Annotated in this window: 25 protein-coding genes; 16 read left to right on the top strand and 9 right to left on the bottom strand. The window is 69.0% G+C overall.

Going from position 1 to position 23,518, the window contains the following annotated elements:
- Positions 1-94 precede the first annotated feature (94 nt).
- From pstS to ACFVHO_RS23870, 5 genes are all read left to right on the top strand, one after another.
- A complete protein-coding gene (pstS, locus tag ACFVHO_RS23890; protein WP_385718060.1) occupies positions 95-1,216 on the top strand; it encodes a phosphate ABC transporter substrate-binding protein PstS in 1,122 nt (373 codons plus the stop codon).
- 106 nt (positions 1,217-1,322) lie between these two features.
- Positions 1,323-2,348, top strand: a complete 1,026-nt coding sequence (pstC, locus tag ACFVHO_RS23885; RefSeq protein WP_385718057.1) for a phosphate ABC transporter permease subunit PstC — start codon at positions 1,323-1,325, stop codon at positions 2,346-2,348.
- Positions 2,345-3,424, top strand: a complete 1,080-nt coding sequence (gene pstA / locus ACFVHO_RS23880) for a phosphate ABC transporter permease PstA (RefSeq protein WP_385718054.1) — start codon at positions 2,345-2,347, stop codon at positions 3,422-3,424. The genes pstC and pstA overlap by 4 nt, the downstream gene beginning before the upstream one ends.
- Before the next feature lie 74 nt (positions 3,425-3,498).
- On the top strand, positions 3,499-4,275 hold the full coding sequence (gene pstB / locus ACFVHO_RS23875; protein WP_030362251.1) for a phosphate ABC transporter ATP-binding protein PstB: 777 nt from the start codon (positions 3,499-3,501) through the stop codon (positions 4,273-4,275).
- Between the two features lie 231 nt (positions 4,276-4,506).
- Complete coding sequence (locus tag ACFVHO_RS23870; protein ID WP_385718052.1) at positions 4,507-5,955, top strand: FG-GAP-like repeat-containing protein; 1,449 nt, start codon at positions 4,507-4,509, stop codon at positions 5,953-5,955.
- A 91-nt stretch (positions 5,956-6,046) separates the two neighbouring features.
- Here the strand turns inward: ACFVHO_RS23870 and ACFVHO_RS23865 are convergent, their stop codons facing one another.
- Together ACFVHO_RS23865 and ACFVHO_RS23860 are read right to left on the bottom strand one after the other, a co-directional pair.
- Positions 6,047-7,045, bottom strand: coding sequence for an anion permease (locus tag ACFVHO_RS23865; RefSeq protein ID WP_385718049.1), 999 nt, complete (start codon positions 7,043-7,045; stop codon positions 6,047-6,049).
- A 9-nt stretch (positions 7,046-7,054) separates the two neighbouring features.
- Positions 7,055-7,675 carry a DUF47 domain-containing protein gene (locus ACFVHO_RS23860; RefSeq protein WP_289949001.1) on the bottom strand — a complete coding sequence of 207 codons (621 nt, stop codon included), beginning with the start codon at positions 7,673-7,675 and terminating at the stop codon, positions 7,055-7,057.
- A gap of 167 nt (positions 7,676-7,842) precedes the next feature.
- On the opposite strand from ACFVHO_RS23860, the gene ACFVHO_RS23855 reads away from it, so the two are divergent.
- On the top strand, positions 7,843-8,211 hold the full coding sequence (locus ACFVHO_RS23855) for a metal-sensitive transcriptional regulator (protein ID WP_385718046.1): 369 nt from the start codon (positions 7,843-7,845) through the stop codon (positions 8,209-8,211).
- Positions 8,212-8,268: 57 nt separating this feature from the next.
- Here the strand turns inward: ACFVHO_RS23855 and ACFVHO_RS23850 are convergent, their stop codons facing one another.
- Positions 8,269-8,460: a hypothetical protein gene (locus ACFVHO_RS23850; protein WP_385718043.1), complete on the bottom strand. Its 192-nt coding sequence runs from the start codon at positions 8,458-8,460 to the stop codon at positions 8,269-8,271.
- 112 nt (positions 8,461-8,572) lie between these two features.
- The gene (locus ACFVHO_RS23845) at positions 8,573-9,397 is read right to left on the bottom strand and encodes a hypothetical protein (RefSeq protein ID WP_385718040.1); all 825 of its coding nucleotides are present in this window, start codon (positions 9,395-9,397) and stop codon (positions 8,573-8,575) included.
- A 385-nt stretch (positions 9,398-9,782) separates the two neighbouring features.
- On the opposite strand from ACFVHO_RS23845, the gene ACFVHO_RS23840 reads away from it, so the two are divergent.
- Positions 9,783-11,369 carry an FAD-binding oxidoreductase gene (locus ACFVHO_RS23840; RefSeq protein WP_385718037.1) on the top strand — a complete coding sequence of 529 codons (1,587 nt, stop codon included), beginning with the start codon at positions 9,783-9,785 and terminating at the stop codon, positions 11,367-11,369.
- A gap of 26 nt (positions 11,370-11,395) precedes the next feature.
- Here ACFVHO_RS23840 and ACFVHO_RS23835 read toward each other — a convergent pair whose 3' ends face one another.
- The 3 genes from ACFVHO_RS23835 to ACFVHO_RS23825 form a co-directional block, all read right to left on the bottom strand.
- Positions 11,396-12,100, bottom strand: a complete 705-nt coding sequence (locus tag ACFVHO_RS23835; RefSeq protein WP_385718034.1) for a phosphatase PAP2 family protein — start codon at positions 12,098-12,100, stop codon at positions 11,396-11,398.
- Between the two features lie 348 nt (positions 12,101-12,448).
- Positions 12,449-13,630, bottom strand: coding sequence for an NlpC/P60 family protein (locus ACFVHO_RS23830; protein ID WP_385718260.1), 1,182 nt, complete (start codon positions 13,628-13,630; stop codon positions 12,449-12,451).
- Between the two features lie 123 nt (positions 13,631-13,753).
- A complete protein-coding gene (locus tag ACFVHO_RS23825; protein ID WP_385718031.1) occupies positions 13,754-14,173 on the bottom strand; it encodes an ATP-binding protein in 420 nt (139 codons plus the stop codon).
- A 148-nt stretch (positions 14,174-14,321) separates the two neighbouring features.
- Between ACFVHO_RS23825 and ACFVHO_RS23820 the strand changes: the two genes are divergently transcribed.
- Genes ACFVHO_RS23820 through ACFVHO_RS23810 form a run of 3 tightly spaced genes read left to right on the top strand, consistent with a single transcriptional unit; the run spans position 14,322 to position 15,626 of the window.
- Entirely contained in the window at positions 14,322-15,227 is a 906-nt protein-coding gene (locus tag ACFVHO_RS23820; protein WP_385718028.1) for a helix-turn-helix domain-containing protein, read from the top strand.
- Positions 15,224-15,409 (top strand): DUF397 domain-containing protein, encoded by a 186-nt coding sequence (locus ACFVHO_RS23815; RefSeq protein ID WP_385718025.1) that lies wholly within the window; start codon positions 15,224-15,226, stop codon positions 15,407-15,409. Before ACFVHO_RS23820 ends, ACFVHO_RS23815 begins: the two co-directional genes overlap by 4 nt.
- Positions 15,402-15,626, top strand: coding sequence for a DUF397 domain-containing protein (locus tag ACFVHO_RS23810; protein ID WP_385718023.1), 225 nt, complete (start codon positions 15,402-15,404; stop codon positions 15,624-15,626). The genes ACFVHO_RS23815 and ACFVHO_RS23810 overlap by 8 nt, the downstream gene beginning before the upstream one ends.
- A gap of 38 nt (positions 15,627-15,664) precedes the next feature.
- Here the strand turns inward: ACFVHO_RS23810 and ACFVHO_RS23805 are convergent, their stop codons facing one another.
- Complete coding sequence (locus tag ACFVHO_RS23805; protein WP_385718257.1) at positions 15,665-16,135, bottom strand: flavodoxin family protein; 471 nt, start codon at positions 16,133-16,135, stop codon at positions 15,665-15,667.
- Between the two features lie 456 nt (positions 16,136-16,591).
- Here ACFVHO_RS23805 and ACFVHO_RS23800 point away from each other — a divergent pair, with 456 nt between their 5' ends.
- Positions 16,592-17,113, top strand: a complete 522-nt coding sequence (locus ACFVHO_RS23800; RefSeq protein ID WP_385718021.1) for a hypothetical protein — start codon at positions 16,592-16,594, stop codon at positions 17,111-17,113.
- Positions 17,114-17,198: 85 nt separating this feature from the next.
- Here the strand turns inward: ACFVHO_RS23800 and ACFVHO_RS23795 are convergent, their stop codons facing one another.
- On the bottom strand, positions 17,199-17,552 hold the full coding sequence (locus ACFVHO_RS23795; RefSeq protein ID WP_385718018.1) for a hypothetical protein: 354 nt from the start codon (positions 17,550-17,552) through the stop codon (positions 17,199-17,201).
- 940 nt (positions 17,553-18,492) lie between these two features.
- On the opposite strand from ACFVHO_RS23795, the gene ACFVHO_RS23790 reads away from it, so the two are divergent.
- The 5 genes from ACFVHO_RS23790 to ACFVHO_RS23770 all read left to right on the top strand — a co-directional run bounded on the left by ACFVHO_RS23790 (position 18,493) and on the right by ACFVHO_RS23770 (position 23,370).
- The gene (locus ACFVHO_RS23790; RefSeq protein WP_385718017.1) at positions 18,493-18,690 is read left to right on the top strand and encodes a hypothetical protein; all 198 of its coding nucleotides are present in this window, start codon (positions 18,493-18,495) and stop codon (positions 18,688-18,690) included.
- 33 nt (positions 18,691-18,723) lie between these two features.
- Entirely contained in the window at positions 18,724-19,977 is a 1,254-nt protein-coding gene (mycP, locus tag ACFVHO_RS23785; RefSeq protein ID WP_385718014.1) for a type VII secretion-associated serine protease mycosin, read from the top strand.
- A 1-nt stretch (position 19,978) separates the two neighbouring features.
- Positions 19,979-20,404, top strand: coding sequence for a hypothetical protein (locus ACFVHO_RS23780; RefSeq protein ID WP_385718012.1), 426 nt, complete (start codon positions 19,979-19,981; stop codon positions 20,402-20,404).
- Positions 20,405-20,413: 9 nt separating this feature from the next.
- A complete protein-coding gene (locus ACFVHO_RS23775) occupies positions 20,414-22,690 on the top strand; it encodes a hypothetical protein (protein WP_385718009.1) in 2,277 nt (758 codons plus the stop codon).
- A gap of 137 nt (positions 22,691-22,827) precedes the next feature.
- On the top strand, positions 22,828-23,370 hold the full coding sequence (locus ACFVHO_RS23770) for a hypothetical protein (protein WP_385718007.1): 543 nt from the start codon (positions 22,828-22,830) through the stop codon (positions 23,368-23,370).
- The last annotated feature ends 148 nt before the right edge of the window (positions 23,371-23,518 follow it).

Raw genomic sequence — 23,518 nt, 5'->3', positions numbered from 1 at the left:
CCGGCAGCACGCGCCAGATCCACGGCCGCCCAAGGCCACTCGTACAGACTTCGCACGCCGCCGGTCCGGCGGCTCCCGGAAGGAACTCCCGACAGTGAAGCTTCAGCGCATGAACCGGCGGGCCCTCACCCTCGGTGCTCTCGCCGTCTCCGGCGCCCTGGCCCTCACGGCGTGCGGCTCGGACGACGACGGCAGCAGCAACGGCGGCAAGAAGACCACCGCCAACACCAACATCGACTGCGAGGGCGCCAAGGGCCAGCTCATGGCCTCCGGCTCGTCCGCACAGAAGGGCGCGATCGACGCCTGGGTCAAGCAGTACCGCGCGGCCTGCAAGGAAGTGCAGCTGCAGTACAAGCCGGACGGCTCCGGCGCCGGCATCACCTCCTTCCTGCAGGGCCAGACCTCCTTCGCGGGCTCCGACTCGGCCCTGAAGCCCGAGGAGATCGCCGAGTCGAAGAAGGTCTGCAAGGGCAGCCAGGCCATCGACCTGCCGATGGTCGGCGGCCCGATCGCGATCGCCTACAACGTCCCGGGCGTCGACAGCCTCACCCTGGACGCGAAGACCGTCGCCGACATCTTCAACGACAAGATCAAGACCTGGGACGACAAGGCGATCAAGAAGCTCAACCCCGACGCCAAGCTCCCCGGCACCAAGATCCAGGCCTTCCACCGCTCCGACGAGTCCGGCACCACGGACAACTTCACCAAGTACCTGAAGGGCGCCGCGCCCTCCGCCTGGCCGCACGAGCCCGCCAAGGTCTGGGCCGCCAAGGGCGGCCAGTCCGCGAGCGGCTCCTCCGGTGTCGCCCAGCAGGTGAAGCAGACCGAGGGCGCCATCTCCTACATGGAGCTGTCGTACGCCACCGAGGGCATCAAGACCGTCGACATCAAGACGGGCGCCAAGGAGCCGGTCAAGGCCACCGTCGACAACGCCTCCAAGGCCATCTCCGAGGCCAAGGTCGTCGGCAAGGGCAAGGACCTCGCCATGGAGCTGAACTACAAGCCCACGGCCGAGGGCGCGTACCCGATCATCCTCGTCACGTACGAGATCGTCTGCGAGAAGAACAACAAGAAGGACACCCTCACCACCACGAAGTCCTTCCTGAACTACATCGCCAGCGAGGACGGGCAGTCCGTCCTCAAGGACGAGGCCTACGCGCCGATGCCGACCGAGATCATCACCAAGGTCCGCGAGACCGTCAAGGGCCTGAGCTGACCTAAGAGCGCGGCCCGCCTCCCCGGCGGGCCGCGCCGTCCGGTGCACCGCCGCCAGGAGCCACCCGCGCCGACCGCACGGCCGGCTCCGCAGACCGGAGAACCCCATGGACATACCCACCGACACCCCTCCCCCGCCCTCGCACGTCGAGGACGCCAAGCCGACGACCACCGAGCAGAAGCGCACCGCACGCGGCGCCACTCGCCCCGGTGACCGGATCTTCCTCGCGCTCTCCCGAGGCTCCGGCATCACGCTGCTGCTGATCATGGCCGCCGTCGCGGCCTTCCTCGCCTACCGCGCGTCCATCGCACTCGCGGACAACGAGGGCAACTTCCTCACCACCTTCGAGTGGGACCCCGCGGGCGCCCTGCACGACGGCAAGCCCTACTTCGGCATCGCCGTCCTGGTCTTCGGCACCATCGTGAGCTCGATCATCGCGCTCGTGATCGCCGTGCCCGTGGCCATCGGCATCGCGCTGTTCATCTCGCACTACGCGCCGCGCAGGCTCGCCGCCCCCATCGCCTTCGTGATCGACCTGCTCGCCGCGGTGCCTTCGATCGTCTACGGCCTGTGGGGCGCCCTCGTGGTCGCCCCGAACCTCACCGGCCTCTACAGCTGGCTCGACGACTACTTCGGCTGGACCGGCATCTTCGAGTACCAGGGCGGCGCCCCGCGCTCCCTGATGACCGTCGGCATCCTGCTCGCGATCATGATCCTGCCGATCATCACCAACGTGAGCCGCGAGGTCTTCCTCCAGGTCCCGAAGATGCACGAGGAGGCCGCACTGGCCCTCGGCGCCACGCGCTGGGAGGTCATCCGCATGTCGGTGCTCCCCTTCGGCCGCTCCGGCATCATCTCCGCCTCGATGCTGGGCCTCGGCCGCGCGCTCGGCGAGACGATCGCCGTCGCCACCGTGCTCTCCCCGACCTTCGTGATCCAGGCGTCCGTGCTCGACTACGGCGGCGGCACCTTCGCACAGAACATCGCCAGCAAGTTCAGCGAGGCCAGTGAGTACGGCCGGGACGCCCTGATCGCCTCCGGCCTGGTGCTCTTCATCATCACGCTGCTGGTCAACGGCGCGGCCCGCCTGATCATCGCGCGCCGCAAGGAGTACTCGGGGGCCAACGCATGAGCACCACGACCGTCAAGCCCACCGGTACCCCCGGCGGCGAGCCCGCCCCGTCCGAGCTGCGCAGGGCACGCCTGCCCCGCTGGGCGCCCTACGTCATCGCCGTCGGCTCCCTCGCCGTGGGCAGCGGCATCGGCCTCGCGGCCGACCTCAGCTCCCGCATCCAGTGGGGCCTCATCTCGGCGATCCTGTTCGTCGGCGTCTCGTACTTCCTCGCGGCGACCGTCGAAGGCACCCGGCAGGCCAAGGACCGCCTGGCCACCTCGATGGTGTGGGTCATGTTCCTGCTGGCCGTCGTGCCGCTGGCGTCCCTCATCTTCGAGACCGTCCAGCGCGGCACGGAGGTCTTCGACGGGTACTTCCTGAGCCACTCGATGGGCGTCGTCGCCGACGACGAGCCCGGCGGCGGCATCTACCACGCGATCATCGGCACCCTGGAGCAGGTCGGCCTCGCCTGCCTGATCGCCGTGCCGATCGGCCTGCTCACCGCGATCTACCTCGTCGAGTACGGGCGCGGCAAGCTCGCCAAGGCCGTCACCTTCTTCGTCGACGTGATGACGGGCATCCCGTCGATCGTCGCCGGTCTGTTCGTCCTCAGCTTCTGGATCCTGATCCTGGGCTTCGACTTCTCCGGCTGGGCCGGCGCCATGGCGCTGTCGATCCTGATGATGCCGGTGGTCGTGCGCTCCACCGAGGAGATGCTGAAGCTCGTCCCGAACGAGCTGCGCGAGGCATCGCTCGCCCTCGGCGTACCGAAGTGGCGCACCATCCTGAAGGTGGTCCTGCCCACCGCTATCGGCGGCATCACGACCGGCGTCATGCTGGCCGTCGCCCGCATCGCGGGCGAGACCGCGCCCGTGCTGCTCCTGGTGTGGACGAACCCCTTCATCAACACGGACCCGTTCAACGGCCCGCAGGGCTCGCTGCCGCTGTACATCTACCAGCAGTACGCGTCCGGCACGAACGCCGGTTACGACCGTGCCTGGGCAGCGGCGCTCGCCCTGATCGCCTTCATCATGATCCTCAACCTCGTGGCCCGCGGCATCGCCCGCTGGAAGGCCCCGAAGACCGGTCGCTGAGGCGACCCATCGGCTCCGCCGAGTGGGGCCACCCAGCGACCGACAGCAGACTTTCGAAAGAAGCAGTGATCTCCATGGCCAAGCGAATCGACGTATCGGGCCTCAACGCCTACTACGGTTCCCACAAGGCGATCGAAGACATCTCCATGACCGTGGAGCCCCGCTCCGTGACGGCCTTCATCGGCCCGTCCGGCTGCGGCAAGTCCACGTTCCTGCGCACCCTGAACCGCATGCACGAGGTCACCCCCGGCGGCCGCGTCGACGGCAAGGTGCTCCTCGACGGCGACGACCTGTACGGCTCCGGCGTGGACCCGGTGAACGTGCGCCGCACCATCGGCATGGTCTTCCAGCGCCCCAACCCCTTCCCGACCATGTCGATCTACGACAACGTCGCGGCGGGCCTGAAGCTCAACGGCTCGTACAAGAAGAGCGAGCTGAACGACGTCGTCGAGAAGTCCCTCAAGGGCGCCAACCTCTGGAACGAGGTCAAGGACCGCCTGAACAAGCCCGGCTCCGGCCTCTCCGGCGGCCAGCAGCAGCGCCTGTGCATCGCCCGCGCCATCGCCGTGGAGCCGCAGGTGCTCCTCATGGACGAGCCCTGCTCGGCCCTCGACCCGATCTCCACCCTCGCCATCGAGGACCTGATCGGCGAGCTGAAGGAGCGCTTCACGATCGTCATCGTGACGCACAACATGCAGCAGGCGGCCCGTGTCTCGGACCGCACGGCGTTCTTCAACCTCGCGGCGGTCGGCCAGCCCGGCAAGCTCATCGAGATCGACGAGACGGAGCGCATCTTCTCCAACCCGTCGGTCCAGGCGACCGAGGACTACATCTCCGGCCGCTTCGGCTGATCCGGCCGCATCGGCCACCTCGGCCGCTCCGGCGCTCCCGCCGGACACGAGTTCCCCGCGGTGCTGCATGGCGGTGCCACCGCAGGGACGAAGAAGGGCCCGCCCCCTGGCTCCCGGGGGGCGGGCCCCTTTCTCACCACAACTATCCGCGCCTCCCATGGGTCAACTCCGGTATCAGGACCATGGCCGGATCCCGTTGCCGGCCCGGCAGACACCCTGGGGGACTCTCTCTTGCGCAGCACCACCTATCTGACGGCCGCGGCCTGCGCCGCGGCCCTGCTCGCGGTCACCGCCCCGGCCCAGGCGGCCCCCGCCGCCGAGGTCCCCGCCGCGAAGGCCGCCGCCAAGGCAGCCCCGGCGAAGGCGGCCGACTTCAACGGCGACGGCTACCCGGACCTGGCCATCGGCGCGCCCAGCGCCAAGATCGACGGCATCAAGCGGGCCGGGCTCGTCTCGATCGTCTACGGCTCCGCCGATGGCCTGAAGTACGACAAGCAGCAGCTGGTCAGCCGGGCCACCCCCGGCGTCCCGGGCGAGCCCAAGGCCAACCAGTACGGCTGGGGGATCCAGGCCAGCCACGGCGACCTCGACGGCGACGGCTACGACGACCTGCTGGTCGGCGACGGCCCCGGGATGCTCGTCCTGTGGGGCGGCAAGGACGGCATCTCCGGCGGCACCGAGGTGCCCACCGGCGAGGGCACCACGCAGTCCCCGGCCTTCCGCCAGGCCTGGCAGCGGATCGGTGACGTCAACGGCGACGGCAAGGCCGACATCGTCGGCGCCGCCCAGGTCGGCCCGCAGACGAACGCCAACTGGGGCCTCGGCACGCTCTACGGCCCCTTCGACCGCGGCACCGGCAAGCCGGCCTCCGTCCAGTTCCGGGACACCGAGGCCAAGGACGGGGTGGCCGCGACCAGCGCCCAGGTCGGCGACATGACCGGCGACGGCATCGACGACGTGGTGACCATGGGCACCGGCCGCACTCCGTCCGACGGCTGGCAGGCCCGCGTCCTGAAGGGCACCCGCGACGGCTACGTCCCCGGCGGCAAGCTCGACGCCCGCCACGGCGGCACCTTCGGCGACCTCAACGGCGACGGCTACCAGGACTTCGTCGGCACCCCGCAGGCGTCCGACGTCAAGAACTACGGCGGCATCTCCGTCACGTACGGCGGCCCGGACGGCGTGAGCAAGACCCTGCACGCCCGCGTCTACGACCAGGACAGCCCGGGCGTCCCCGGCGTCAACGAGAAGGGCGACCGCTGGGGCACCGACGTGGCCGTCGGCGACCTGGACAAGGACGGCTACGGAGACATCCTGGTCGGGGCGTCCTGGGAGTCCGCGACGGACCCGGCCACGGCCGTGTCCGGCTCGGTCACCATGCTGCGCGGCAGCAAGGCCGGCGTCACCACCGAGGGCGCCAAGGTCCTCACGCAGAACTCCAAGGGCATCCCCAGCACCTCCGAGAAGTCGGACCACTTCGGCGAGGCCGTCACCGTCGTCGACGCCGACAAGAACGGCGCCCCCGAGGTCTATGTGGGCGGCATGGGCGAGGACACCTTCGTCGGCCGCACCTGGCAGCTCCGGACCGACGCCACCGGCGTGACCGGCACCAGCGCCAAGAGCTTCAACCTCGGCGGCGGCTACGGCTCCGCCCACTTCGGCGAGTACTTCGCGAAGTAACGGCGTACGCGCAGAGCGCCTCCGTACACACAAGTGCCCCCGGCCCGGATCACCACGATCCGGACCGGGGGCACTCCCGCATCCCGCGCCCCTACAGGAACGCCAGATTCACGATCCAGAAGCTCAAGGCCGCGACGAGCGCGGCAGCGGGCATCGTGATGAACCAGCCCAGGATGATGTTCTTGGCGACGCCCCAGCGCACCGCGTTCACCCGCTTGGTCGCACCCACACCCATGATCGCGGACGTGATGACGTGCGTGGTCGAGATCGGCGCGTGGAACATGAACGCGGTGGTGAACATGATGCCCGCGCCCGTGGTCTCCGCGGCGAAGCCCTGCGGCGGGTCCAGCTCGATGATCTTGCGGCCGAGGGTGCGCATGATGCGCCAGCCACCGGCGTACGTACCGAGCGACAGCATCACCGCGCAGGAGATCTTCACCCAGATCGGGATCGGGTCGCCTGCGTCCTCGACATCGGCGATGACCAGGGCCATCACCACGATGCCCATGGTCTTCTGCGCGTCCTGGAGGCCGTGGCCGAGGGCCATGCCCGCCGCCGAGACGGTCTGCGCGATCCGGAAGCCGCGCTTGGCCTTGTGCGGGTTGGACTTGCGGAACATCCACATGATCGCGCACATCACCAGATAGCCGACGAGCAGACCGACCAGCGGCGACAGGAACATCGGGATGACGATCTTCTCGACGACCCCGGACCAGATCACCCCGATGCCGCCCGCGAGCGCCGCGCCCACCAGACCGCCGAACAGCGCGTGCGACGAGGAGGAGGGCAGGCCGAAGTACCAGGTGACGAGGTTCCAGACGATGGCGCCGACCAGACCGGCGAAGAGGATCCACATCCCCTTGGTGCCGTGCGGCGTCTCGATCAGCCCCTCGCTGACCGTCTTGGCGATGCCGCTGCCCAGGAAGGCACCGGCGAGGTTCATGACCGCGGCCATGGCGAGCGCCGCGCGTGGCGTAAGCGCCCGCGTGGAGACGGAGGTGGCGATGGCGTTCGCGGAGTCGTGAAAGCCATTCGTGTACGTGAAACCGAGCGCGACGCCAATGGTCACGATCAACGCGAAGGTGTCCATGGAGGTGCCTCAGGACTCCTTGACCGCGATGGTCTCCACCGTGTTGGCGACGTGCTCGAACGCATCGGCCGCCTCTTCCAGCACATCGACGATCTGCTTGAGCTTCAGCACCTCGATGGCGTCGTACTTGCCGTTGAAGAGGTGGGCGAGCAGCTTGCGGTGGATCTGGTCGGCCTGGTTCTCCAGGCGGTTGACCTCGATCCAGTATTCGGTGAGGTTGTCCATGGTGCGCAGATGCGGCATGGCCTCGGCCGTCAGTTCGGCGGCGCGGGCGAGCACCTCGATCTGCTGCTCCACGCCCTTGGGGAGCTCCTCGACCTGGTAGAGCACGACCAGGTCGACGGCCTCCTCCATGGCGTCCATGATGTCGTCGAGCGAGGACGCGAGGGAGTAGATGTCCTCGCGGTCGAACGGCGTGATGAACGAGGAGTTCAGCTGGTGGAAGATCGCATGCGTCGCGTCGTCCCCCGCGTGTTCGGCGGCCCGCATACGCTCAGCGATCTCGGCTCGGGCCGAGGCGTCGGCCCCGAGCAGTTCCATCAGGAGCTTGGAGCCGGTGACGATGTTGTCCGCGGATGCGGCGAACATGTCGTAGAAGCTCGTCTCCCTGGGGGTCAGACGAAATCGCACGTGGGGTCCTCGGGGTGCTTTGGATGCGGTCAGGCTGATGCTAGGCGCATCATCCGGCCACGGCTAACCGGCCGGACCCCAGTGTCGCCCATCAGGCACAGTGATCAGCACACCACCCGAGGAATCGGCTACCCTATACCCACCAGGGGTATGCACAGGAGGACGCGATGACGACCACAGAGGCGGCCGCCGCGGCCACGACCGAAGCGCCCTCCGGCGAGGACCAGGCGGCAGCGACGGGCGAGGCCCACCAGACGCACGGCTACCACAAGCAGAAGGACGAGCACCTCAAGCGGCTGCGCCGCATCGAGGGCCAGATCAGGGGCCTGCAGCGGATGGTCGAGGAGGACGTCTACTGCATCGACATACTCACGCAGGTCTCCGCGGGCACGAAGGCCCTGCAGTCCTTCGCCCTGCAGCTCCTCGAGGAGCACCTGCGCCACTGCGTCGCGGACGCGGCGGTCAAGGGCGGCGACGAGATCGACGCGAAGGTCGAGGAGGCGACGAAGGCCATCGCCCGGATGCTGCGCACCTGACGGGCCGGTCCCCCCGGGGCCGGTCCCCCCGGGGCCGGTCCCCCCGGGGCCGGGCGCCTAGGGCCGGGGCTCGTCCCCGGCCACCGCGCCGTCCCCGTCGAAGACCCTGAGAACCTCGTCGATCCGGTCGGCGCTGAGCCGCTCACCGCGCGCGGCGGACGCCGCGATGATCAGATCTCCGCACAGCTCGATCTCGGCGAGGGCAACGTGGTCCTGAACTGCCGTTCCGCCCACCGGGGCCACGTTCATCACCTCTTCCTGACCAGACTCGTGCCGGTATCGGCTTCCTAGAGTAGGGAGCGGCCTACGCACCGCGCATGGCACGGACGGACCATATTCCACCCCTCACCCGTGCAACGGCTCAGCGCACCGCGATCTTCCCGGCGAAGATGTCACCGGCCGCGGGCAGCCGCACCCGCACCGGCGCCCCGTACCCGTACAGCGAGGTCGTCGACGCCACCGTCGCGTCCGCGACCCGGAAACGGTGGCGCACCTCACGCAGCCGCCCGCGCCCGTCGAGGTAGGCGTCGAACGGCACCCCGGACTTGCTGAACCCTTTCTCCACCGCGGTCCTGAGCGCGGGCCGATGCTCCTTCGAGGCCGACCGCACGGCCCGGGCCAGGTCCACCACGCCGCGGTAGTGCCGCACGTCGACGCCGTCGATCCTGGTCCGCTCCACATACGTCACCTCGCCCGCGCCGCGCAGGAGTTCGGCGGCGGCGAACGGGTCGGTGGCGCCGCCGGTGACGAGGTTCCCGTCGGACAGGGACGCCGTCTCGATGTGCACCCACTTGTCGGCGGGCACGCCCGCGCCGCGGTTCTTCATGTACAGGTCGCCGCCCGCGAGCAGTTCGGTGACGGGCGGCCTGCGCCCGGCGGACGCACCGGTCGGTTCCGGCGGCAGCACCACGTCGAGCCGGCCGACGCGACGCCGGAAGTCGTACCCGCCCCGGCCCGTGACGGTCACGCGGGTGCCGCCGCTGGCCATCTCCATCGCCGTGCGCGCCCGGGAACTCCCGGCGCGCACCAGGGAGTCGGGGGCGGCCCGCACCGTGCCGACGGGGTCGGCCGCCGCCGGGTCGTCGCTGGCCGCGGCCCCGCCTCCGGCGCACGCCGTGGCCAGCGCCATCAGTGCCGCCGCGGCCGCCGCGGCCGCTCTGCCCTCGTGCCCGCGCTGCCGTCCCATCGCCCCGCCGACCCCCATGCCTTTCCGCGCGGGCCGCCCGGCCCCTTGCCGTTTCGACTAACGACCGGTCCAGGGCGTCGTCACGCGGGAGCCGGTTCACCCGACGGGCGTACCGTGGTCGGGTGGCTGAGCAGCGACCTCCGCAACCGCACCGGACCTCCACCGTCGAGAACGGCCCGTTCTGCGCCGCCCGGTGCACCTGCGGCTGGCGCGGTCCGGCCCGAAGAGCGCGCAGCAGGGCCCGCACGGACGCGGCCGATCACATGGCCCAGGCGCTGTAGCCCGCGGGCGGCGCCCACCGGACGGAACGTTCGCGGCGCCCGCCGACGGGAACCCCGGAAGCACCCGCGCCGTCTCGTTGTGCGGGAAGCAACGGGAGGGCCTCATGCAACGACGTACGTTCCTCGGAACGACGACCGCCGCGCTCGCGGCGGCCACCACAGCCGCCTGCACCAGCGGCGCGGACTCCGGCAGCGGCGCGAGCGGCACCGCCACGACCAGAACGGCGCGCACGAGCACCGGCACCACGCCGATAAAGACGGCCGCGGCCTCCGCCCCGGCCAACCTCGCCGCCCTCGCCCGGGACCTGGACGGCACCCTGGTCCGCCCGAACGAGGCCGCCTGGGCCACCGCCCGCCAGCTCTACAACACCCGCTACGACAACCTGAAGCCGACCGCCGTCGCCTATGTCGCCGGCGTCGACGACATCCGCACCACCCTCGCCTACGCCCGCGCCCACGACACCCCCGTGTCCATCCGCAACGGCGGCCACTCGTACGCGGGTTGGTCCTCCGGCACGGGCCGCCTCGTCATCGACGTCTCCAAGCTGAACCGCGTCCGCTCCAGCGGCACCACAGCCACCATCGGCGGCGGCGCCAAGCTCATCGACGTCTACCGCGCGCTCGCCGCGAAGGGCGTCACCATCCCCGCGGGCTCCTGCCCCACCGTCGGCATCAGCGGCCTCACCCTCGGCGGCGGCCACGGCGTGGTCTCCCGCGCCTACGGCCTGACCTGCGACAGCCTCACCGGCGCGACCCTCGTCACGGCGGACGGCAAGCAAATACGGGCCAGCAGGAGCGAGAACAAAGACCTCTTCTGGGCGCTGCGCGGCGCGGGCAACGGCCAGTTCGGCATCGTCACCGAGCTGACCTTCCGCACCCACCCCGCCCCGCAGGCCGTCTCCGCGTATCTGACCTGGCCCTGGTCCAAGGCCGCCGCCGTCCTCAAGGCCTGGCAGGAGTGGGGGCCTTCGCAGCCGGACGAGATCTGGTCCTCCGCGCACCTCGCGGCGGTGCCGGGCGGCACGCCCACCATCTCCGTCGCCGCGTTCTCCCTCGGCACGTACGGCTCGCTGCAGAACGCCGTCGACCGGCTCGCCGACAAGGTGGGCTCACCGGCGCGCAGCGTCTCGCTGAAGCGCCGCTCCTACGAGCAGGCGATGGAGGTGTACGCGGGCTGCTCGTCGTTCGCCTCGGACGCCCAGTGCCATCTGCCGGGTTCGACACCGGGCCGCACGCCGAGCGGCGCGCTCGGCCGGGAGACGTACGCGGCCCGCTCCGACTTCTTCGACCGCTCCCTGTCCGCCGCGGGCATCCGCGCCCTGCTCCACCAGATCGAGGGCGTGCGGGGCGAGCGCGGCACCGCGGGCAGCATCGCCCTGACCGCGCTCGGCGGCGCCATCAACCGCGTGGACCCGACGGCCACGGCGTTCGTCCACCGCCGCTCTCGGATGCTCGCCCAGTACATCGTGTCCTGGCGCGCGGGCACCTCGGGGAGCACCGCCCAGTCCTGGCTGAACACGGCCCACTCCGGGATGCGGCGGTACGCGTCCGGGGCGGCGTACCAGAACTACGCGGACCCGACGCTCACCAACTGGCGTGAGGCGTACTACGGGCAGGCGGCGCCGCGCCTGAAGAAGCTGAAGAAGCAGTACGACCCCACGCGCTTCTTCTCCTTCCCGCAGGCCCTGTAGCCGTCGGCCGACCCATCGGACAGGCCCTAGGCCGCCAGGTCCCGCTCGTCGGCGCCGGGCGCCGGTTCCTGCCCGGCGAGGGCGGCGACCGGCTCGACGTCACCGGGGCCGCGCCACACCAGCCGGGAGGCCCTCCCGGAGCGGGCGACGGCCTTGGTGACAGGGGTCAGCAGGGCCATGGCGAGCGGCGAGAGCAGCAGCGCGACCGCCGTGCCGAGCGCGAACCCGCCGACGACGTCGGTGGGGTAGTGCACGCCCATGAAGACCCGGCAGAAGCCCTCGGCGACGGCGAGGGCGATGCCGGCGATGCCGAACTTGCGGTTGGCGACGAAGAGGCCGACGCCGATGGCCATGGCGAGCGTCGCGTGGTCGCTCACGAAGGAGTAGTCGGTCTTGCCGTCGACCAGGACCTCCAGGCCCTGGTGGTCCACGAAGGGGCGCGGGCGTTCCACGAAGCCCCTTATCGGCACGTTCACCAGGACGGCGATACCGGCGGCGAGCGGCGCCCACACGACGGCGGCGACGGACGAGGCCGCGTCGTCGAGGACCGGGCGGCGGCGGGCTCCCCACCAGCACCACACGACGAGCAGGACCAGGGCGAGCAGGAGTCCGTACTCACCGACGAACTCCATGGTCCGCGCGAGCCAGCCGGGGGCGTCCTCGGCCAGGCCGTTGATGTCGTAGAGCAGGCTGACGTCGGGGTTCGACCCGGAATCATCGAGTCCAGCCATGATGCTGCGGCCCCTTGTCTTCTTCACTCACGAGCGCACGTGGTCGTGCGCCCTTCCATCAACCCCCGTGGTCAGTGCAGTCGTGCCGCTGGTTCAGTGCTCCCCGCGCTGCCTTCGCGTCCATGGCGCTGTTCTTCGCGTACGTGCCGTACCAGACAAGGGAACGCCTGGTCCCCTTCCATACGTTCCACTCTCCACCGAAAGATCACTCAGACGTTATCGAAGAGAGATTCATCGCCGCAGCTCAGGGGGTTTCTTCAGCGGACGGTTCCAGCCAGATCGCACGGCGCGCGCGCCGTGCGCGCGCCCTCCGCTCCGGGTCGGATCAGACGGTGGCGGAGGTCCGGCTCAGACCTCGACGCCCTCGTCCGAAGGCCGCCCGGAGGGACGGGCGGCGGGCCCTCCCGAAGGCGAACCGGAAGGCTCTCCCGAAGGATCCTCGGCGGAACCGCCTTCAGGATCCACTCCCGACTCCTCGCCCGGACTCTCCTGACCCTCCCCGGGCTTCTCACCCTTCTCCGGCTTCTCCGGCTTCTCAGCCTTCCCCGGCTTCCCTCCGGGCCGCTCCACCAGCTTCTCCACCGGCTTCTCGGGGATCGCTTTTGCGCCATCTTTGGTGACTCGGGTGGCCCCGAAGTAGTCCGGCGTATCGATCGGGTCGAAGCGGATCACCGCGCCGGGCCGGGGGGCGTCGATCATGTAGCCCCCGCCCACATAGATCCCCACGTGCCGGATGGCACGCGAGTTGCTCAGGTCGTCCGAGAAGAACACCAGGTCACCGGGGAGCAGCTCCTCGCGCTTGGGGTGCGGCCCGACGTTGTACTGGTCGTTGGCCACGCGCGGCAGATCGATCCCGACACTGCGGTACGCGGCAAGCGTGAGCCCCGAGCAGTCGAACCGGCCGTTCTGGTCGGCGGTCCCGTTGCCGCCCCACAGGTACTCGGTGCCGAGCTTCTTCTGCGCGTAGTAGATGGCGCCCGCCGCCTGCTGCGAGGGGTTCACCCGGTCGATGGGCCTGGCGAAACTCTTCTCCAGCGTCGTGATGATCTTGACGTAGTTCTGCGTCTCGCGGTAGGGGGGCACACCGCCGTACTTGATCACGGCGTACGCGCCCGCGTTGTACGCGGCGAGCATGTTCCTCGTCGGGTCGCCGGGCGCGTCCTTCACGTACTTGGCGAGCTTGCAGTCGTACGAGGCCGCCGACGGGATGGCGTCCTTGGGGTCCCACACGTCCCGGTCCCCGTCCCCGTCCCCGTCGAGCCCGTGCGAGGCCCAGGTCCCCGGAATGAACTGCGCTATCCCCTGCGCCGCCGCCGGACTCTGCGCCCGCGGATTGAACCCGCTCTCCTGGTACAGCTGAGCGGCCAGCAGAGCCGGGTTGATGGCCTTGCAGAGATTGCCCCACTTCTGCACCAGCGGCTGGTACGAGGCGGGCACGGCACCCTTGGCGAGCCCGACGTTGCCGCCGCCCCCCGACTGCTCGGCGAGACTCCCCGCCGCGACGAAGGTCCCGACGACGAGCAGCATCATGAATCCCATGGACCCGCTGAACGCGACGCCTGCGAGCAGCCATGCCTTACGCACCGTCAACCACCCCTCGCCGCCCGGGAGTCCGCCGGGGCAAGTGTAGAGGCGGAGCCCCTGGCGAGGGACTCACGAACACGCGGCCCACAGGAGCTTCCCGCCACGCCCCGGACTCGCGTACGCGCCCCACGAGTGGGAACACGCGCGCACCAGGCACAGCCCCCGGCCGCCCTCCGCCCACTGCGGGGGCGTGGCGTCATCCGGGGACACCGCCGCCCCGAACCCCGGCGGGATGACGGGGCTGGTGTCCCAGACGGCTACGCGGACCCCACCCGGGACGGAAGGCTGAAGCCCGAGGCCATAGGCCCCGTCGGTGTGCAGCTGGGCGTTGTTGAGCATCTCGGCGGCCAGGAGCTCGGCGGTCGGCGTGAGTTCGGTGAGCCCGTGGGCGGCGAGCACGGCCCGTACGTGTGCGCGGGCGACCCCCGGTGCGCGGGGATCGTGCGGGAGGTGGAGGGTGTAGGCCCAGGACGGGTTTACGGTGGTCATGGAAGTCTCCGTACTTGTAGGGCAGTTGCGGAGTTGGTCCCGGTGACGGTGCCGCTCCGTCGAGCGGGGTGCTTCCGGGTGAGGCGCCTGGGTCATAAGGTAGCGACAGTCAGTAAATGCATTACTCGATTCTCGAAAAATGCATTACATGCCACCTGTGTGGGTGACGGACCGCGTCGAGGAGGCGGGCAAGCCCGTGAGAAGCAACCCGACGGGACGTCAGCTCCGTTTCGGCAGCGAGCTGCGCAAACTCCGCGAGCGGGCAGGCCTCAGCGCCACGCAGTCAGGTCAACTCCTTGGCGTACAGCAGAGCCAGATCAGCAACATGGAGGCCGGACGCGTCGGCGTGAGCCCCGAGCGAGTCCGGGCACTGGCCTGCCAGTACGAGTGTGCCGACCAACCTCTCATCAAGGCGCTGACCGGCATGACGGGCGAACGCACGCGTGGTTGGTGGGAGCAGTACCGCGAGTTGCTACCGAGTGCGCTGCTCGACCTGGCCGAACTGGAGCACCACGCGCAGGCACTGCGCGACTGCATCACTGCCCGCATCCCGGGCCTGCTCCAGACCCGAGACTACGCCCGCGAGATCTTTGTCCAAGCGGTCACCCAGCTCTCACCGCCTGAGATCGAGCACCGCCTCTCTTTTCGCATCAAGCGGCAGAACGTCCTGTACCGCGACAGCCCCGCACCGTACGAGGCCGTCATCCACGAGGCCGCCCTGCGCATGAAAGTTGGCGGCCCCACGGTGGCCCGGCAGCAGCTCCAGCACCTGTTGGACATGAGCGACCGGAACCACATCACTCTGCGCGTCATCACCTTCGACGCCGGAGCCTTCCCCGGCTCGGGCCAGTCGATCTACTTCGTACACGGCCCTGTACCGCAGCTGGACACCGTCTACCTCGACCAGTCCCACGGCATCGCGTTCCTGGATGCCGAGGCCCAACTGCACAAGTACCGCACCCTCTTCGAACGCCTCGAAGCCGTCGCACTCACTCCGGCCAGAACCCGCGACCTCATCCACACCGTCATGCAGGACCTGAAGGAGCAGATGTGAACCAGCGCTGGCAGAAGTCGTCCTACTGCTCGGAGGGCAGCTCCTGCATACACGTGTCCGCCAGCCCGACCGGCAAGGTCAAACTCACCGAAAGCGCCGACCCCACCGGGGTGATACTCGCCGCCCGGCCCACCGCTTTCGCCGCCCTCATCCGCAAGGCCAAGGAAGCCGACCATGTCTGAAGGAAGACCCGCCGACCTCGACTGGGTCCGGGCCGCCCCCGAAGAGGAAGACGGCCCCGGCCCCTGGATCGAACTCGCCTTCGGCGCGGACGACGCCGTCTACCTGCGCACGACCGACGCCCCGGACAACGTCGTCACGACCACCCGCAAGAAATGGGACGCCTTCGTCCTCGGCGTACGGGCGGGCGAATTCGACCACTTCGTTGAAGGGGTCTAGTACGCGCTGCCTGCCGCCTCCCGGCGGCGCGGCGCGTGTCAGGAAATCGGCCCTTGCCCGTCCCTCAGCCGCGCGGCGAACGCCCGCGCGGCGGCCAGGTCCCCGTCGTTCGGCCGCTGTTTCTGGATGCCGCCGACCAGCTTGAAGGGCCCCATGGTGTCCAGCGCCCGGCACGAGAAGTTTCCGTCCACCTCAAAGCCCTTGCCTTCCAGGAGCTTGGCCAAGGGGCGGGAGAAGGGCGCCAGCGGCAGCTCGGGAAGCCCGCTGGTTGCGAACACGAATGCCCGGCCCCGTCCGGCGGGCAGTGCCTTGACGAAGTCGATCAGGCGGGGGTGGAGCCTCTGATAGAAGACGCCCGAGCCGAATCCCACGAGGTCGGCATCGGCCAGCTCCGCCAGGTCCGCCTGCTCGGGGGAGACGACCTTCGCGCCCAGCACCTGGGCCATGCAGTCGGCGACACGACGCGTATTGCCGTGCGACACGGAGGCGCACACGATGACGGCCTTCATCTTCACGGGTCCCTTCTCTCGCTTCCGCCATGAGGACACCGCAGCGACGTCAAGCGTGACACCGCTCGGGTGTGATGACAGGCACACCGAATGGAGGGCCGGGGCGGGGCTGGGTGCGGCCCCGTTGATGGCGGCGAGTGCCGACGGGTACCGCCTGCGAAGCCGCCGCGCCGAGCTGAGGAGGGGCGGGCTTTGGCTGATATCGCGTGATGTTTGGCCTCGTGTGTACCGGTGCGAATGTCCTGGACCGTGCAAGGTCCCGTGTGCTGAATCCCGTTGCCGGGCCTCATGGATGTCTCGTGGGTGTCTCGTGCTGGCCTGAATCTGATCGTATGAGTGATCGTTCAGATACGAGCTGTCATACCCAGTGACTAGAGTTGCCCGGTAGTTCGCGAAAGCTATGCGCTCGCTGCGCGATCGAGCTGGGACCGTGTGGTCGTTCTAGGGGTGGGGCCTGTGGGGGCGGGGAAATCGGGCGGCGGGTCGGGTGGGTCGGACGGTTCGTTCTGGTCCGCGAACCCCTTCGACGGGATCACGGATGCTGTGGCGGATGTGGCCACGGAGTTGTCGTCGTTCATGGCGTTCCAGAAGCGGGTCGATGACCTGATCCGTGATCTGAAAGGGTCGGCGGCCGGACCGGCCAAGGTGGGTCAAGAGCAGCTGGGGCGGCATCAGTTCGGCGGTGGGGACGGGGCGTGGGCCGAGGCCGCGGGCCTGTTCGGTGCGTACGGGACGGTGCTCACGGAGCTGGAGGGCCTGTCGAAACTCCTTTCCGACTCCATGGAGGGGATGGGCATCGCGGTCCTCGCCTCGCACAAGGGCTACCGGAACGTGGATGAGGACATTCGTGATCGCATGGCGGAGATCAGCGCGGGGATTGCGGAGCGGTACGGGAGCGGGGCTGGTGCCGGGCAGGGGCCGGGCCGGGCGGACCGGCGTACGGAGGATCCGGCAGCGGACGCGGGAGGGTCGATCTGATGGGCGGCAAGGGCGGTACGTCTTTTGAGTCGATGAGTCATGAGCAGATGCTGGCGTGGCTCGATCAGGCGAACGCGGGTCAGGTTCAGGCGGCCGCGGATCGGCTCGTGGCTGCGGCTGCGGAGATCCGGAAGATCGCGGACGAGTTGAAGGTGCGGCCGCAGTGGGTGCGGTGGAAGGGCGAGGGCGCGACGGCGTTCCGTACGTGGAGCGGGGATCTGGCCAACTCCACGCTCCGCCTGGGTGACTTCAGCGAGGAGTCGGCGAAGTGGCTGACGCGGGCGTCGGAGGCGATTGCTACCGCGCAGGCGTCGATCCCGCGTGACAAGGGCGGCGCGGAGGGCAACTTGAAGGCGGCGCAGGCCAACCCCAACGACCCGGACGCGCGCGCAGTGGGCGCGAAGTCGGCCGGTGAGCTGGAGCGGCTCGCGGCGGCCAAGGAGAAGGTCCGCCAGGAGGCTGCGGCGGAGATGCGCAAGTTGGGGCAGGCGTATCAGTTGGCGGCGCAGCAGTTGGAGGGGTTGGAGAGGCCTCGGTTTCGGCCGTTGCCGCCGGAGGTGACGCCGCCGCCGGTGCGGGACCTCAGAGAGGTGGCTCCTGGCGGAGGAGGCAGTGCCGTGCCATCTGGTGGAGGGTCGGCGGGTGGGCCTGCGAGTGCGGTGCCCGTTGGCGGTTCGTCCCGGCCACCGGCTGCCGCATCCGGACCCAGCGGGTCGGGAGGCGGATCGGACGCGCCAACGGGCCTGGACCCGCAGCCCATGCCTCAAGGCCCGGACCCGGTAGGCGTCCGAGTCGACGGTACGGGACCGCTTCCTGACGCCCCGACGGCAACACCGCCCTCCCCTCAGGGGGTTCCGTCGACCCCGGTCAGGCCCGACGGAACGGCGCAACCCATAGGTTTGTTTCCGCCATCTTCGGGACAGCAGCAGAATCCGCCGGTAGCCCCCACGACTCCGCCGGGGCCAGGGCCAGTTGGGTCCGGGGGACGTTCACTTCTGCCGCCCGGGGCCGGGTCGGCGGGGCCTCCTCCCGGACGGACGGCGGGTGGTGGACCGGTGGGGCCCGCTCCCGGTCGGGCGGGTGGCGGACCGGTGGGACCGGCACCCGGGCGCACGCCCAGCGGAGGACAGCCTCTGCCGCCGCGCCCGACGGGCCCGGCGCAACCAGTGGTCGGGGGCACTCCCAGGGTTCCACCTGCGGACCCGCCTGCTGGACGTATGCCGAGCAGCCCCGGCATCGTCGGCGGTCGACCCACGCCGTCCGTCCCCGGCGGGCCGACCGGCGGCATACCCCGAGGTGCGGTCGTCGGCGGGTCTCCTGCGGGGACGGGTCCGGGAGGACCGGGCGCCGGACGAGGGGCGGCAGCGGCACAGCGACCGATGAGTGCCCCCAACGGCATCGCAGGCGGGCAGCCCCGGCGGCAGGGACCGATGCGGGGCGCCATGCCGCCGAACACGACTCAGCCCTCACGCTCACGACGCGACGAGCAAGGAGACGGCAGACCGGACTACCTCACCGAGGACCAGGAGACCTGGCGCCCGGACGGCCGCAAGGTCGTCCCGCCCGTCATCGACTGACATGCATACCCCCACCCCAGAAACCTCGAGGTCATGAGAGAGCAGATGGCTGCCAGGACACCGCACAACACACGGTGGCGGAACGTCGCCTCGGGTGCCGTGGGCCTCCTGCTGACAGGCGTCGCGGCCACACCCGCTCACGCGGAGTCCGTACGCGAAAAGCAGTGGCACCTCATCGCCATGCAGGCCGAGAAAATGTGGCAGACCAGCACGGGCAAGGGCGTCACCGTCGCTGTCATCGACACGGGCATCAACGCCGAGTTGCCGGATCTGCGGGGCCAAGTGCTTCCGGGCATGGACCTGGCGCCGGAGAGAGCAGGGGATGAGCACACTGACCCGAAGGGCCATGGAACGTACATGGCGATGCTGATTGCGGGAACAGGGGGAAGCGGTGGAAACGGCACCTTTGGCCTTGCGCCGGGTGCCAAGCTTCTCCCCATCCGCGTCCCCCTGCACGGGTTGGACGCCAATCAGTACATCCAGAAGGACAACGAGCTTTACAGCCGGGGTATCCGCTACGCGGCCGACCGTGGGGCGAAGGTCATCAATGTCTCGCTCGGAAACGTCAGGGGGTCACCGCAGCTCACCGCGGCTGTGCGGTACGCCCTGGACAAAGGCTCGCTCGTTTTCGCCGCAGTCGGCAACGAGGGGATCTCGGATCTTCGCTACCCAGCGGGGACGCCGGGGGTGGTCGGCGTCGGAGCCGTAGGCAAGAGCCTCCGTAAGACGAAAGAGTCCCAGTACGGCCCGCAGGTGGACCTCGCCGCCCCCGGTGACGAGATCTCCACGACGTGCGCGTCGGGCAAAGGCATCTGCAACGGCCATGGCACCAGTGACGCCACCGCCCTTGCCTCTGCCAGCGCCGCCCTCATCTGGTCCGAACACCCCGACTGGACCAACAACCAGGTCCTCCGCGTCATGCTCAACACCATCGGTGCCCCCACGGACGGCGCGAAGCGCAACGACTCCATCGGCTACGGCATCGTGCGTCCCCGGGTCGCTCTGGAGAATCCGGGCGACCCGGGGGCGCCGGACGAATACCCCCTGCCGGACCTCAAGCAGCCCAAGTCCGGGCCCAAGCCGAAGGCCACGTCGCCCACCCCGTCAACCGCCTCCGGATCGGCGGCACAGGACAAGTCCGACGACGGCGACGGCGGCATCGGCACAACAGCCAAGATCGGCCTGGGCGTCGGCGCTGCCGCCCTGATCGGCGGCGTGGTCGCCGCGGTGGCCGTCGCCCGCAGGCGCCGAGCCGCTACGTCCCCCAACGTGTTCGGGAGGCCATGACATGGCGTGGGAAGAGTGGGATCAGCTCAAAGCGGACGCGTCTGAACGGCAGGCCGAGCGGATGCGGCTGAACCAGCTGCCGGACGGGCCCGGGGGCGGAGGCGGCAAGGACCTCGTCGTCCGCGACAACGAACTCGGGCGGCTCGGCAACATGGCGTACGACCTGCGGGAGCGGTTCCGTGTGGACAGTGACCACGCCCGGCAGGCCACGTTCGACGCCTCCGTCGAGCTGGGGAACGACGGCCTGGACACCGGCTCCGCGCTCACCGAGTTGCACGACGCGTGGAACAGCAAGGCCAAGGTCCTCAAGGACGCCTGCGCCCACATCTCCAACGGTCTGGACTTCGCGCGCTCTCAGCATGCCAAGGATGAGGACAAGGTCGCGACGTCCATCAAAGCCTCGGCCATCTCGAAGTACCTTTCGTAAGGGAAACTGGTGCTGACCGTCTCGGATCTGCTCGAACTCCGCCTGGGGAAACTGCGGGAAGCCGTCACCGACTGGCAGATCATGGCCGGCCGCCTGCAAAGGCTGGCCGAAGGCAAGGGTGGGATCTCCGCCGCCGACCTGGCCCAGCAGGCGGGTTCCGCCGACTGGCACGGCGTGAACGCCACCGTGACAAGGGAGTTCATCACCAAGACCAGCCGCGAGTTCAGCCAGGCGGCCGCCGAGGCGAAGACGATCCTGAGCCTGCTGCGCGACACGCACAGCGACCTCGCCAAGCACAAGAGCGACCTCCAGGCGGCCATCGACCACGGGCGCACGCGGCGGATCCGCCACGAGGAGGACGGCACGGCGCGCTACGCCCACCCGAAGGGGATGGTCGGCAGCGAGATCACGGACAAGCCCAGCCAAGCGGAGCTGGACGCCGCGGCCGAGCGGGTCACCCGGATCCTGTGGGAAGCCACCGAGACCGACCGGATCGCGGCCGAGGCCCTGCGCGGCATCGCGAAGAACAAGCACGACTTCCGCACCGGCGGCCCCAAGAACCTCAACGAAGCGGACGCCAGGCAGGGCAAGAAGGAAGCCGAGTACTGGGCGAAGAAGATCAAGGAGGGCGATCCCAGTGAGTGGAGCGACAAGGAACTCGCCCGCTTCAACGAGTCGCTGAGAAACCAGCGGGACAACAAGGCCTTCACCGCCACGCTCGCCACGAGCCTGGGCGGCGAGGGAACCCTCCGGTTCTGGCGCGACCTCGCCGACCCGCCCGGCGCCGACATCGAGGGCGACCGGGCCAAGATGCTGGCCCACGTCCAGGACAACCTCAGCATGTCGCTGGCGAACGCCACCCACGTCGACACCCCGGCCATGGACGAATGGAAACGCGACGTCATCGCGGCCGGAGACAAGAAGTTCCCGCTGCCCGACGGAATCCAGGGCCCCTACGGATTCCAGATCGCCAGCAGCCTCATGAAGAAGGGGAAGTTCGCATCGGGCTTCCTCAACGACTACGGCACGAAACTGATCGAGTTCGAGCGGGAGAAGGGGAAGAGCCCCGCTTACGGCAACCCCGGAAACCTCTGGGGCTTCGACAGCCGGCTCGACTACCCGCCTTCGGACAAGCCGAACGACCCCATCGCCGGTTTCCTGGAGGGCCTGGCCCACAACCCCGGCGCGTCAGCCGCGTTCTTCAAGGGCTCCACGCAGGGCGAGGGCCTTGAGCCGATCGACAACTACGACTACTTGGTGGGCGCCAAGGGCGACGAGGCCAACGCACCCGACGTCCGCTCGTGGCCGCAGGGCGAGGACGGCAAACCAGCCGGGTACGCGAGCCTCGGGCACGCGCTGGAGTCGGCGACCCTCGGGTACGCGTACGACGACAAGACCCCCGAGATCCCCCCGATGAAGACGGACGCGCAGATCGAAGCACGCCAGGACCGAACTGACCTCATGAGGCGGGTCGTTGACCACTACAACAGCGCTGACACGATCGATGGGCAGCCCGGGATGCGGGACAGCCTGGCGCGGATGGCTGCGGGGCATGTCGACAGCATCACACGCTCGGTAGCCGACTTCGGGGGCAGCAGTGGTGTGACGACAGTCGATGAACTGCTCGACACGAACAACAAGCACCTGGTCGATTTTGGATCCGGGACCCCGAACTTCCTTCGCGCTCTGGCTTCGGATCAGGATTCGTACGCGACGGTGTCCAGCGCCCAACAGGTCTACGGCACCAGCCTCATGGCGGCTCAGGGCAATGACCACGAAGCCGCCATGAACGCAGCCGGATACAGCATGAGGGTGCACGGCGCGCTTGATGAGGCTCGGATCGAGGCCATCGGAAAGGAGTTCGCCGACGAAGAGGACAAACGCAACGAGGCACTGGAAAAGCAAGCCGGATGGCGGAAATTCGCCGCAAGCGCAGCCATCGGCACGGTGGTTGGGGTGGGGGCAGCCACCGTCATCCCCGCAGGAGCAGCTGCCGCCATCGCGGTCCCTCTCGCGTTCGAGGCCGGGGGCGGGGCTGCGGATACGTTCAGCGCGAACACCTTCGACTGGCTGAAGGCCGACGAGTACGACAATACCCAGCAGGCAATCAACAGCATCGATGAAGCGAAGAAAGCGGGTCAGCGCAATGCCATGGCTCCGATCGTCAACTACGCGCAATCCGAAGGGCTAATCGGCAAACCGATGGAAGATTACATGCCCAAACTGATGGTGAATTACGGTGGAGGCCGCGATGAGACGAACACCGACGCGGCGAGGGGCCAATGATACGGAAACTCCGCCTTACCACACTCACCATGACCTGCGTACTCGTCACCGTAGGAGGTTGCACCAGCAGCGACGGGAAGCAGGACCGCACGCAACGCGAGAGCCAGGCATGCACGAAACTCCTAGGGAAGGATGGAATGGCCTGGCTGAAGCAGCATGCCAAGGTATCCAAACTGAACCCGAATACCTCCGAAACAATCGCCCACGCAGCCGAGAAATTCCACAAAAAGGTCCCCGACTGGAATCCCAACGAGTCCGCATTTCGGCGCACTGCAGAATCTAAGATGTGCTATGCAGAGGCGCCCGAGCGCGGGTTCAGCGCCCAGTTTGCGCTGGCTTACCGCGCGGCCGCCCGCCCCTTCGAAGAAATCGCTACCCACGACAGTTTCATCTCAGTCGACCTTGGACCGGATGCCAAACTCGTCTACCAGAAGAACCGCTACGTCGATCAACGGTCGTACAACATCTACATCAGGTGCGGAGTCCGTGGGGCACCTGCCTCGCAACTGAACGACGTGCTCCTGGAAGGGTCAATGACCGACCTCCTCACCGACGACCTCAGCAGCTACCGCCCCCACCTCCAACACCTCCTCCACTCCGCCAAAGTGATGGCCGACGGATTCAAGTGCACCAACAATCCGCAGATCCCCACGGCCCTCCCCTCTTCCGTCAAGGACTGACCTTCGCCACGGGCGCTTGCCTGAACGCGGCAAGTCGGCTCGGGCGGAGGCAGAGGCGGCGTGCGCCGGAGTGGAAACCCCCCGTGACGGGCGATTGACGCAGCGCCAACTTTGGCGGAATGTAGGGGAGTTGGGTCGACCCTGTGGG

The sequence above is a fragment of the Streptomyces sp. NPDC127108 genome (assembly GCF_042677545.1).
GTDB lineage: Bacteria > Actinomycetota > Actinomycetes > Streptomycetales > Streptomycetaceae > Streptomyces.
This window is presented reverse-complemented; position numbering and strand designations above follow the sequence as displayed.